The organism is Halonotius sp. F2-221B (genome assembly GCF_046719765.1).
Classification (GTDB): Archaea; Halobacteriota; Halobacteria; order Halobacteriales; family Haloferacaceae; genus Halonotius.
This window is the reverse complement of record NZ_JABEBY010000029.1, coordinates 1-12,914: the sequence shown is the minus strand read 5'-3', so window position 1 is coordinate 12,914 and position 12,914 is coordinate 1. Positions and strand designations below refer to the sequence as shown.

At 51.8% G+C, this 12,914-nt stretch carries 7 protein-coding genes and 1 tRNA gene; 3 read left to right on the top strand and 5 right to left on the bottom strand.

The genetic code is table 11. The features are described 5' to 3' along the window. Positions 1-40: 40 nt before the first annotated feature. The 3 genes from HKK80_RS14665 to HKK80_RS14655 all read left to right on the top strand — a co-directional run bounded on the left by HKK80_RS14665 (position 41) and on the right by HKK80_RS14655 (position 3,213). A complete protein-coding gene (locus HKK80_RS14665) occupies positions 41-1,432 on the top strand; it encodes a DEAD/DEAH box helicase (RefSeq protein WP_411800327.1) in 1,392 nt (463 codons plus the stop codon). Then, complete coding sequence (locus HKK80_RS14660; RefSeq protein WP_411800326.1) at positions 1,432-2,775, top strand: DUF790 family protein; 1,344 nt, start codon at positions 1,432-1,434, stop codon at positions 2,773-2,775. The genes HKK80_RS14665 and HKK80_RS14660 overlap by 1 nt, the downstream gene beginning before the upstream one ends. An 84-nt stretch (positions 2,776-2,859) precedes the next feature. Beyond that, positions 2,860-3,213, top strand: a complete 354-nt coding sequence (locus HKK80_RS14655) for a helix-turn-helix transcriptional regulator (protein ID WP_411800325.1) — start codon at positions 2,860-2,862, stop codon at positions 3,211-3,213. Between the two features lie 24 nt (positions 3,214-3,237). Here the strand turns inward: HKK80_RS14655 and HKK80_RS14650 are convergent. The 5 genes from HKK80_RS14650 to HKK80_RS14630 all read right to left on the bottom strand — a co-directional run bounded on the left by HKK80_RS14650 (position 3,238) and on the right by HKK80_RS14630 (position 12,542). Then, a tRNA-OTHER gene (locus tag HKK80_RS14650) sits at positions 3,238-3,372 on the bottom strand. 836 nt (positions 3,373-4,208) lie between these two features. Further along, complete coding sequence (locus HKK80_RS14645; protein WP_411800324.1) at positions 4,209-5,861, bottom strand: ATP-binding protein; 1,653 nt, start codon at positions 5,859-5,861, stop codon at positions 4,209-4,211. Between the two features lie 272 nt (positions 5,862-6,133). Beyond that, positions 6,134-7,987 carry a PAS domain-containing sensor histidine kinase gene (locus HKK80_RS14640; RefSeq protein WP_411800323.1) on the bottom strand — a complete coding sequence of 618 codons (1,854 nt, stop codon included), beginning with the start codon at positions 7,985-7,987 and terminating at the stop codon, positions 6,134-6,136. Beyond that, positions 7,980-9,425, bottom strand: coding sequence for an ATPase domain-containing protein (locus HKK80_RS14635; protein ID WP_411800322.1), 1,446 nt, complete (start codon positions 9,423-9,425; stop codon positions 7,980-7,982). Before HKK80_RS14635 ends, HKK80_RS14640 begins: the two co-directional genes overlap by 8 nt. A gap of 69 nt (positions 9,426-9,494) precedes the next feature. Then, entirely contained in the window at positions 9,495-12,542 is a 3,048-nt protein-coding gene (locus tag HKK80_RS14630; protein ID WP_411800321.1) for a PAS domain S-box protein, read from the bottom strand. Between the last annotated feature and the right edge of the window lie 372 nt (positions 12,543-12,914).

Below are 12,914 nucleotides of genomic sequence, written 5' to 3'. Positions count from 1 at the left end.
CCAGCAGCGACAAGTACGTCCCCACTGTAGGCCGACCCGAATGCGTCTCTCGTTCGACGACGGCACTCTCTTGCTTGAGGATGCTCCCGATACTGTCCCCCATGCTGAGTGGGACGACCGTGTCGAGGAGTATCGGGCTCAAGTCCAGCACTACCGGGAGATCTACGAGTGGGCCACCGGTGACGGGCAAGCCACACTCCGGGAATCGACGGCGAGTCTCCCTGAATTCGAGGATGCTGCTCGTTCATATTCTGAGTTCGATCTCACGCCATCGGTTGCTATCGAACCACGAGACTACCAACAGGACGCCCTGGCAGCGTGGCGGGATAACGACCGACGTGGGAGTGTCGTCCTCCCAACTGGCAGCGGCAAGACCTTCCTCGCCGTCCAGGCTATCGCTGACGCCGGTGTCAGTACGCTTGTTGTCGTCCCGACGATTGACCTGATGAACCAGTGGCACGCCACCCTTACCAACGCCTTTGGCGAGCAACTCCCAGACGGCGTCGGCGTTCTGGGTGGTGGCAGCCACAATGTGACCGAGATCACAGTTACAACGTACGATTCCGCCTATCGGTACATCAACGAGTACGGTGACCGATTCGGTCTGCTTGTCGTCGATGAAGTCCACCATCTTCCGGCACCGACCTATCAGCAGATCCCCGAGATGACGATTGCGCCGTATCGACTCGGGCTTACTGCTACCTACGAACGGGCCGACGAACAACACGAAGTCTTGGAAGACCTGCTCGGTTCGGTCGTCTATCAGGAGGCTGTCGATGAGCTGACTGGGGAGTACCTCAGCGAGTACGAGACGATCCATCTCCAAGTTGAGCTCACCGGTGACGAACGGGAGACCTACGACGAAGAGTACCAGATTTACCGCGACTATATCGATAGTCACGATATCGAACTCTGGAAGGAAGATGGCTATCAGGAGTTTCTCAAACGAACCTCGTACGACCCGCAGGGGAGGCGAGCTCTCATCGCTAAACAACGAGCCGAGAAAATCGCTCGTACCGCCGAGAAGAAACTCGATACGCTCGATAACCTCCTGAAACGGCACTACGACGACCGAACGATCATCTTCACCGCCAACAACGAGTTCGCCTACGAGATCTCCCAAGAGTTCATTGTTCCCTGTATCACCCACCAGACAGCCACCGACGAACGAACGGAGATCTTAGAGCGGTTCCGCACTGGAGAATATTCGATGCTGGCGACCTCCCAAGTTCTGGATGAAGGGATCGATGTCCCGGCTGCCAACGTCGGGATCATCCTCTCTGGGAGTGCGTCCAAACGGCAGTACGCCCAACGGCTCGGCCGGATTCTCCGCCCGACTGACGACAACCAACCCGCTCGGCTCTATGAGATCATCACCGAAGATACGATGGAGACCTACGTCTCAGATCGCCGCCGACAGGGGGTGGCCTGATGCTCACTGCCGACCTCGCTCGTTCCCGGACGGACGGTGACACGGTCACGCCATTGTTCGTCGATCCTGCCGACGATAGATATCAACAGACAGCGGCTGAACTCATCGAAATCTTCACCGATCATCTGGGTGAGCCGAAAGGCGAGTTAGAGGCGACGATTGACGAGCTCACTATCGCCGATACGGACTACAAAATCGTCCAAGGGCTAGCGAAACTATTGCAAGACGAGTGTGAGTTCGAAGTCGTTGCCCCGGTCGATCCACAGGAAATCCGTCGGCGACTGTTCGAGAAGGCTAACGACTCGTATCCGGTCGTCCGCCAACCGACACTCGGCGATGATACCCAACCGCTAGATATCTACAGCAACGTCGCTGACCGACTCGGGATCTCGCTTGAGGAGTGCTACAAGGGAATGTACGCTGACCTCGACGAGAACAAGCGACTCGTTCGCTTTGGCAACCAGGCCATCGAAGGCTACGATGGTGAGGAGACGACGACTACCACACAGCTCACCGGTGATAGTGCGGAATCGTATGCGGATGACACGATCACTGTCGAGTGGCTACTCACTCGGTACAATCTGGCGTTAGCGCAGGCTGTTCTCTACGATTCGACGGAGATGCGGATTTGCGTGTGGGATTCCTTCTCGACGGTGTTCAGCTACGTCAAACTCTTTGGATTGATGCACCGGATCTATCCAATTGACGACGCCGGAAACAGGGTTGAGAGTACAGACGTAGCCGATGGATACGAGGCTATCCTCGACGGTGCAGCCTCGCTGTTCTCGAAATCACGGAAGTACGGCATTCGGATGGCGAATTTCCTGCCAGCTCTGCCGTTGTGTACGCGCTGGGAGATGGAAGCCGAGATTCTCGATGAGACAACCGGGACAACGGATCACCGCCGAACGCTTGCGTTGGATCATACTGACAGCCTCTCTTCACACTATTCGGCACAGAGCGACTTTGACAGCGATGTCGAACGAACCCTCGCTGACAAGTGGGAGCGGGCGAATACTGAATGGAACCTCGTACGTGAGGATGATGTCCTCGATCTCGGCGCAGAGGTGATGTTGCCTGATTTTGCCATTGAGCATCCTGATGGCCGACGTGTAATCCTCGAAATCGTTGGTTTCTGGACGCCAGAGTACCTCTCAGAGAAGTTGACGAAGATTAGGGCAGCTGATACAGCCAATCTCGTAGTTGCGGTTTCAGAACGGCTCGACTGCTCGGCAGACGATTTCGAGGGGATGGACGACCGGGTACTGTGGTTCAAATCTGGGATTCATGTGTATGACCTCGTGGAGTTGGCTGAGGAGTATGCCTTGCCGACAAATACCTGAAATTCACAACTCAGTCGTTAGATTATTTCTTGGTTAGGAGATTTTAATCGACAGATTTAGTCAAATTCGGATCTATGCGATTGTGTGAGCGTTGCTGAACCTCCCGTTGAGCTATCCGAATCCCAACAGCGTGGGCTGGAACTGATCGAGGAGACTGGCGGTATCCACCAAAGCGAGTTCTGGAAAGAACTTGATGTCTCATCACGCACTGGAAGTCGGATCGTTGACCGACTATTGGACGTAGAGTTGATTGAACGCACGGAGACAGTGTACGATGGTCGGAAGACGTACTACCTGACACCGACTGATACAGATCTCGATTACCGTTTGTTGATGGCTGGTGACATGCTCTCACCGCTTATTGGTGAGGATGATGTCGATTCGCAAAGCGATGTGTTCACCCAGTGGGTGATGAATCTCCAGTATGAGCAAGAGTAACGCGGATCGGTTGGTGCCTTCTGATGGGTGCGCTAGGATTCGAACCTAGGGCCTTCCGGACGCCTTACCAGCGTTGCAGTCAGTGGCCGTGCCGCGCGGACTCACGGCCCTGCTGGTGAGACGCGCTCCGGTTGTTCTGCCAAACTGAACTACGCACCCGCTGGATAGCCTCTCTGTTCCGGTGGCAAACAAGTGGTGGTCTAGAGAAGCCATTCGTCACAGAACTGGCCCTACCGCGTTGTATCGTCCTGTTCAGGTCTGCTATGGGTGGCTGAGTATTTTGTAGATGCAATTTGTATGACCAATTGGAACTTGGCGGGTCGTCACACGCTCCAAGTTCCTCTTCCCGTATGGCCGACCAGGATCAGTCGATTGGCGTCTGCCCGTTCTGCGGTTCGACACTCCCAGCTGGGTCGGTATTGATTGAGTACGAGTCTGCTGGTGAGCAGCGTGTTTTCGCTCAGTGTTCGGACTGTCGAGAGCCAGTTCATCCCGAGTGAGTCCACCGGTGGACAAGCCGACTGTAGTCGTTGAGCAACTCTGGTTGTCGATCAACTATCGGTGTGTCGAAAGGAGTGTGCGAGTGAAAGTGAGGCCGCGAGTCTCCCTACAAGTTGTGGATGAGTAGCACCAGTAGGGTGGTTGTGGGTCTGGGTTGGTGGCTGTTGGATCGGAATCAGCCACTGGCTATCTTCGCTGCTCGGAATAAGTGCTTTCTGTCGGTGACAGTACTGGGTACTTCTGAAGCGATGAGAGCAGCAGACACACGGAAGAACGCTGGCCCAAATTCTTACCTAACAATCTGATGCTGACTGATTCTTTGTTTGGTAAGACAACCGATTCAATTCAGTGTGCAGAGATGTGGTCTCAATCACCGATGAGGCACCATCAGGAAACGTGTTTGCTTGCGTATGATTACAAGCGGCTGTGCACGATGTAGAGGATCTTACAGCCACTCTCAAAGAATAGCACACTGCACTAAGGAACCGCTGCCATCAGTTCGCCTTCCGCAATTCGACTATGAAGACTGCTCCCTTCGGGTCGTTGTCTTCGACCCATACCTCCCCGCCAAACTGCTCTACAAGTGTGTGAACGAGATACAGCCCGATTCCTGAGCCCGGGCTCTCTAATCCTTTTTCGCCTTTTCCGAAGATTTCCTCCTTCTGATTGTCGGGAACACCCGGACCAGTATCTGCGAACCTTACACGGACGGTCTCCGCCTGCTCCGTGCAGGAAATTTCGACCGCTGCTGGGTTCTCGTCACTGTGCCGGACAGCATTCTCCAGAATATTTCCGAAGACGGACGACAGCATCTCGTTGGCCTGCACGGACACCGCCGGGATCGGCCCGGAGACACGTATCTCGGCGGTCGAATGGGATTCTCGTACTGCAGCGAGTTCAGTTTCGAGGATACGAGCCAGCTCTGTCGGTTCGACTGCGGTTTCCCCGGTTCCTGCTACCGATTCCACGACATCGGCGAGGATATCCGTTAGTTCGATTACGTGATCGGACTTGTTAATGACTCGTTCGAGTGCATCCTCACCGGCTGGATCGATGTGATTCTCAAGCGAATCAGCCCAGCCCTGAACCACGGCCATGTCATTCCGGATATCGTGTCGAACCACTCGATTCAGCGTTTCGAGTTGTTCGGTTTTCGCTTCGAGTTGCTGCCGGTATGACTCACGCTCCGTGACATCCGTTATCGTTACCAGTTTCCCCGTTTCCATTTCACCGGCCATGAACGGTGTGTGTGACACTTCGTATGCCCGCTCAGTTCCGTTCTCTGTCACGGTGATGACATCCTGCTCGGGGAGTGCGCCTGCGAGAGCAGGCCTTACGGCGTCGATGTGTGACCCAATCGATCCATCGAGGGCTGGAAAAATGGCCTGCGCAGCCTCATTGTAGTCGAGGATGTGATCGTCCCTATCGAGGAAGATCGCCGGGGAGTCAGTGTCAGCTGTCGACCGGATCGCTTCGAACCGCTGGTTGTAGACGAACAGCGTTCCAATAGCGAACAGTGCCACTCCCGGTGGTTCGTACATCAACGGCAGTACATCATGGAGCTCGTCGCTGAACACGGTCACGACAGCTGGAATAGCTGTCAGGCCAGCGAGTCCCAAAAGCGGGCGAGTATCGGCACCTGTGTGGTGAAACTGCTCGAAGAGCATGAAAAATCCGATACCACTAATGACGTACGTGATACCCAGTGAGATCCAGTAGAGTGGTTGATGCGTTATTGCGAGATGCGGAAACGGGTTGGTTGCCCACGTAGCAGTGAAGTAGAGTTCGTGGAGTGGATTCGTGATTTTGAGCGCAGCCAAAGCCAGAAACGCACCAACCGCTGTGGTTCGGTACGGAGCGTTTCGTGGGGGACGGCCGGTGTAGGCGGCACAGAAATACAGCCATGCACCAACGGCGACGAACGCGAAGACGCTCCCAAGGATATAGAAGCCAAGCTTCCATTCGATAGTCGGTGCGAAGAGATAGCCAACGTAGCCACCCGCCCAGATCGTAACTGAGACCAGTAATCCGAGTAACCCTTCACGTGTTCCTGCATGCTGAATCTTTCTTGCTCGTGGAATCCCAGCCAGACACACGAGTGCGGTCACGACGAAGAGGAGGGCATGGGCAACGAGCAACCGGGTCACTTGTATATGTATGAGGTAGCAAGCAAAGAAGCTTGATTTTTCAATCCAACCCCCGAGGATACTCCTAACGCGCAAGTGGGAGTGTTTTGATCTATCAGAGCACTCCGTCGTGGTCTCAACATTCTCTCCGATGTCAGTCGGAAGTTTCTGTTCGAAGTTGTTGACGACAAACTTAAGCAGATATTCCTCTTTTAGCTCGTTGCCAGCTCAGGGTGTTTCCACACCTTCTTCGAGCGGACACGTCTACTAACCCGATGTGATCGACTGATACTTCACTGTGCGGATGGCACCGGAAGTTTGATGTTCACTGTTGTCCCACTACTGTCTTGATCAGTGAGATTGATTGTTCCATTCGATTGCTGAACTATCCAATAAACGAGCCACAAGCCCAATCCGCTACCATGAGATAACTCACCGATGGCCGTCCCTGACTCCAACACTTCTTGATCGAACGCTATCATTCCAGGGCCATTATCGGAAATCTGAATTTCGACTACCTCATTGTCAACCGTTACGCTCAGTTCAACCTGTGATGTTTCCTTATCATTGTGCATTGCAGCGTTCTCAACCAACTCTTTAATCGCATCACCGATTTCTGGGATTGCGATAACGACAACCTCGTCAGGGATCGTGACCGAGAATTTGATATCAGGCCACCTATGCTTTATATTGTTAATTATACGCTCAATGGTATCTGAAAGATTGATTTGAGTTATATTGGTATCATTTGAAAATACTTGTGTGATCTGTCGGGATTTTTCACTTGTCGTTAATAGATCATCTGCAGCCTCCACAATAGAGGCCGCAGCATGTGTGAGCTCTCCATTGGTGTCGCGTTGAATTTGTGTTCCGCGTCCTTTGATAATAGTTAGCTTGTTTCGAATATTGTGTCGAAGAATATTATCTATCACTTGGAGATGGCGGGTACGCCTATCGAGATCGGTCACGTCACGACAGATCGCTAACGTCCCTACTAACTTACTTTCCTCGTTGTAGTACGGGTACCGAGTCGTGTAGAAGACTGCTTCCTTACCGCTGTATTCGAACGTCGGTGTGACACTGTACGTTACCGGTTTTTCTGTCCACAGAACCGCCTTTTTTTGCCGATGAATAAACTTGGCTGTTGGCTCATCCATGAACTCATATTCGTCTGTACCCTCCAACTTCTCAGCAGAGAGACCCGCAAAGTCACACAGTGCCTGATTAACTAATTCGAATTGACCGTCCTCGTTCTGCAACATGATCGGATCATCGAGGCGTTGGACGATATCGCGGTGTTGTTTGAGTCGGTCTTCCAACTGCTTTCGCTCAGTAATATCAGTTTGAACCGCGACGTATGCTGTAATCTCACCTGATGCATCGGAGATAGGGGCGATTGTCTGATCTACAATATACTGACTCCCGTCTTTGCGTTGGTCAACGATTTCTCCATGCCACGTCTCTCCAGCGGAGATTGTTTGCCACAGCTGATCGTAGTGCGAATCGTTCATTTTGCCAGATTGAAGCATATTAGTATTATTTCCAACCGCTTCTTGATTGCTGTATCCGGTTGTGGCCTCAAAGGCGGGGTTCGTGTATTCTATTGTCCCATCAGTGTCGGTGATTATGATCCCGTGACCCGAGGCTTCGATAGCACGTCTGAACCGTCTGAGCTTGTCGTTCTGCGTTTTCAGATCTAGTGACTGTTCGCGGAGTTGCCGCAATGTGTGGAGTCGCCATTCTAATTCGGCCTTTCGAATCGGGAGCGAGATGAATTCATCAACGGTCGTTGCAAGCACGTTATCTACCAGTTCATTATGTTCCGTGCTGAGGAGATCCGTGTCGAGATCAGACACTAATAGTAAGACAGGCAACAGTGCTGGCTTGGCGGCTGTTTTCGCTGCCCTAATAGATTCGCTGTGGTCTATCAGTGCAGGTTGATCAGCTAAACAAATGTCAAATAGTGCTTCATCAACTGGCTCGTCTTCGACGAGAGTGTACTCCTCGTGAGCATCCAGCCATTCTCGGAGAACTCGTTCGTTGCCGCTGTCAGCAATGAGTGGATAAATGACCGTCGGATCGGATGATGAACGATCAGTTTGGTGAGATTCTGACTCGCCGAACACCTCATCGGTTGATTCAGTCATCGTTCCAGTCCGGTGTCCCTGTAAGAATCCGTCGTAGTTCTGAGAGTGGTTCACCGACCTCCAGTCCCTCTTCGGTTATTGCGAGTCTTCGGAGCGTCGTCTCGAAGTCGCTAGTTCGACGTTTCAAGACACCGATTACTTTCTGTAATTCTCCTTTATATTCTACGTGTCTGAGGAATATTATATCGTCAGCCAAATGGCTGATATTTTGATCTGTTGCCCTGAAGTCACCGGTAATCTGGTGAACCTCGTTGGTGACGATTCCAGTCACATTCATATTCCGGAGATACTGCCCAATTTTTATGAGTCGGTTATCTGCATCAATAGTGTCTTCATCGAATGCTTGTTTGTATCCCGTGATTCCGTCAATCATAATGATCTCCGCGTCTTCCGTTTCGACCTCTGAACGAACTCGATAGGTGAACTCGTCAAGTGTTAGTTCATCAGCACCGATTTCCCGAATCACGATGTTTTCGGCGTCGATCTGTTCTTTGAGTGGCATTCCAAGCTTCTCTGCGCGTGTCAAAATAGTGCGCTTGCTTTCTTCGAAGCTATACAATACTGACCGATGACCACGGTTTGCAGCTTCAATTATGAATTGCAGGCCTGTGGTGGTTTTTCCAACCCCTGTTGGGCCACTAAAAAATGAGATCGTTCCTGTGGTGATTCCCCCACCAAGCAGTGCATCTAGCTCGTTAATACCGGAAGATAGTGTCGAGATCGAACCGTCACGATAGTGTTTAGACGGGTCAAGCTTTGGCCACACGGACATCCCATCGTCTGAAATTGTGACTGTGTGTGGGCCAGTTTGGAAATCAGATCCACGAAATTTTGGCACCTTCAGACTTCGCTGCCCATCGGTAGCCGATAGTGAAATCACCGTATCAGCGAGAAACTGCAGATCATCATCCGGAACGGAAGCAGCAGCCTGTGAGGTAAGTACAATTGTCGTTCCCTGATTTTTGAGAAAGTCAATCAGGCTCAACACTTGGGTTCGGAACTGTCGGCTGTCTGGAGCTAAGTGTCGAAATTCTGTGATTGGATCAACAAGTACTCGTGTTGGTTCATTAGTCTCAATTGTTTCCCGAATTTGCTCAACGAGCGACGTTGTTTCGACTTCGTCAGGTTCGAAGAGGTCGTATGATCGGTTCCCCTGAAATTGTTCACCGGATGGCGAGAGATCAAGAAATTCGATATGACTCGTGTCAATATCAAATTGGTTTGCAGTTGACTCAATATAGTCCGCCGGTTCGCCAAGATTGATATATACTACCGGTTGATCAGTAGCAGCTAAAAAATGCAACCCAAAGATCGTTTTTCCAGCACCGGGTGTCCCACGAACCAAGGTTGCAGATTCAGAAACTAGGCCACCATTCAAGACCTCTGTCACAGTCGGAATCCCAGCCGCCACCCGTTGTGGCTGAAACTGATTGCTCATTGTGCACGTTTATATCATACCTGTAAATATAAAAATATCTTTGCAAATGGCTGATAAGCAGAGCATATGTTAGTCTGGTTGTACTGTCGGCAACTCAACAACAAATACTGCCCCCTCAGATGGAGCAGCTGTGGGTGTTTCAGCGTCCACAATCCCGCCTTCGTTGCGATCTTCGATCCAGACATTACCACCGTAGCTCTCTACTAACGATTTGACGAGGTAAAGGCCAATACCGGTACCCTCACTGTCGAGTCCTTTCTCACCCTTCCCGAAGATATCCTCCTTTGCGGCGTCAGAAATGCCGGGGCCGTTGTCCGCAACTCGGATTTTGATACTTCCATCCGCTGTGTCCGATGACACGGCAACGGTCGGAACTGGTTTGTCGTTGTGCTGGACTGCATTCTTCAACAGGTTGCGAAACACGGAACCTAACATCTTGTTAGCTCGCACCGATACCTGCTGAATCTCCGAAGCAGAGATGATGTTGGCGTCTGGATATGCTTCCCTGATCTGTTCAATCTCAGATCGTACTACCGAACCGATACTGATCGGTTCAAGTTCTTGCTCCGCCGAAAGCATGACAGCTGCCATCTCTCGGGCTACCGTTGTGAGATCAACGGCATGCTCCGCGTTTTCGTAGACGGTATCCAAATGCGTTTCTGCCTCCTCATGATCTATCGTGTCCCCGACCATCTCCGTGTACGCAAGGATCAATTGGAGGTCGTTCCGGATATCGTGACGCAGCACCTGATTGAGAATATCCAGATTGTCACGTTGTTCCTCTAACTGGCGTTCATATGCTTTTCGTTGGGTAATATCGTTCGCCACTGCGACGAATTTCTCGGGGGTGCCCTCCTCATCGGTAAGCGGTGAAACCGTCTGATTGAGTACGACTTCCTCGCCGTTTGCCCGTTCATCAATCACCTCGGCTTCCCACTGGTCACCGGCGAGGATCGTCTCCCAAAGCTCGTCGTAGTAGTCGTCGCTGTGCTCGCCTGATTTGAGGATACTCGGCTTGCGACCGATTGCCTCAGCTTTGTTGTACCCGGTGATCGACTCAAACGCCGGATTGATGTATTCGATGTTTCCGTCTGTCTCGGTCATATACACTGCGTGACCGGTCTGTTCGACGGCTTTCTGAAATTGTTTGAGTTGCTGTTCTCGCTCTTTTCGCGCAGAAATATCTCGGACAATCGCATGGACTGCTGGCTCGCCTTGATGTTCAAACCGGCTGAGCTTTACCTCAGCAGCAAACTCCGTGCCATCACCGCGCTGGTGGATCCACTCAAAGAATGCCGTCCCTTCGTTGAACGCTTTTTCAATGTGTTCTAATGCTATCGCCTTCGAGTCTCTGCCATCTGGTTGGGACTGCGGCGCGAGTTCCCACGGGGTGTACTCGGTGAACGCCTCGACAGACCCGATGTCGAACAGTTCCAGTGTCTGTTCGTTGCAATCAAAGAATCCGTCCCGGTCAAGCAGCATGAGGGCGTCGCGGCTATCCTCAAACAGGCTTCGATACTTCGCCTCGCTGATTTCGAGTGATCGTGCCCGTTGTTTGCGCTCGGTGATATCTCTGACGAGGGCATGCACAGCCGATCTGTCGTTATACTCGAATCGGGTGAGCTTCACCTCTGCCGGGAATTCTGTCCCATCGGCGCGCTGGTGTACCCACTCGAAGACTGCTTCACCCGACTCAAAGGCTGCATCAATCCAGTCACTCGCAGCCTCCTGTGAGGGTCGCCCGTCGGGCTGTGTCGTGGGTGACAGCTCCCCTGGGGCATGCGTGACGAACTCCTCGACCGAATCGATTCCAAACAGTTCGAGTGTTTGTTCGTTACAGTCGAGATACCCCTCACGATCCATGAGCATGAGCGCGTCACGATTGTGCTCAAACAGATTGCGGTACTTCTGCTCGCGTGCTTCAAGCTCTCGTTGGTTTTCTTTTTGCTCTGTTATGTCGATGAGATAGCCGACGAGTGAGGTGTCTTCGGGGTTGTCCGGAGCTGTGTTTGTGTATTCTTTTACCCAGCGGGTATTCCCGTCAGCATCGCGTATCCGATAGGGATCCAGCGTGACCAATTCCTGATCGGTTTTTCTCTCTCTACTAAACGCCTCTCTGACCTGTTGTACATCCTCGTCGTGAACGAGTGAGACAAACGCAGTTGACTGGAGTTCAGCCGGTGTATAACCGAACGTGTCCTTGACGTTCTCTGAGACGTATTCGATGGGCCAGCCAGCGTCATCGCCCCAGCGAAAGACAACTGCCGGCCCTTGTTTGAACATCTCTCGCTCAGCTTCGAGTGCCTGTTGGGCGGTCTTTTGCTGGTCGATATCGATATGAATCCCAACCGCACGGATCGGATCACCATCGGCATCTCGTTCGACAATGGTTCCGATATCGCGGATCCACTTCCAATCGCCGCTTGCGGTTTTCATCCGGTGTTCTGTGTCGTAGTATTCGGTTGCTTGCTGCTCGTGGTTTTCTAATGCTGTTTTGATTCGCTCAGCATCATCCGGGTGGGTTCGGCTCTCCCAGGCACTGAGATGTGGCTCGATATCATCGAGTGTGTAGCCGAGCATCGAGGCCCACTGTTCGTTGTACTCGACCTGATCGGTCGTCATATCCCAATCCCAGATGCCAATTCCCGCGCCCTCGACGGCGAGTTTGAGCCGTTCTGTGAGCTGTGTCACTTCCTGATTCGACTGCTGACTATCAGGAGACGGAGAGTTCGGGACTTCCTGAGAGGTCGCCACAATCCTTTCGACGGTTCCATCCTGGACAACAGGTGTGTACGTTGTCTCCCACGATATTGTCGCTTTCGGCCAACTGATGGTTTCGGTTCGTTCAACCGGCTCGGCATAATCGAGACAGTCTTGCAGTGGGTGACGAAGCGCGGCTGCAGCTTTAGCATCTAACAACTCAGCCAGTGGTTGACCACCGTGGTCGTCGTTCTCGATCCCTGTTTGTCTGCTGTGGATAGTATTGTTATTTTCAACCACGAATGTGTGGGCAGTGTCACTTCGTTTGACAGCAAACACACAGACAGGCTCAGAGATACTACTACAGACTGCGTTACAAACGCCTGAATAGTCGGTTTCTGTGTCGTTCGATATCATCGGCTTACACCTTCTCTGGAGTGGGTTGCTTCATAGGTATCCGCTCTTGAATCAATATTGTAAAATACTCAGTATAAATTAATCGGGTCAATCGCTATCCGTGGATGTATAGCTGAACTGATTAAGCGGAAGTATAGTGGGGGTGATTATGTATTTGTAAAATATAATAAAGAATTATACAAATCTCACTTTATTCCCTACGAATTTATTTTGTTGCAATCCTCAACTGCAGCTATGAGCGATAATACTGTAATGAAGACCCCTTCAGGAACTCCCGGTCTAGATACTATACTTTATCGCTCATCTGTAGAAGTCGGTACTCAAGATTTTCTCGAACCAGCGATCAGTGTTGAGTGTGAGGCTGAGGAAGTT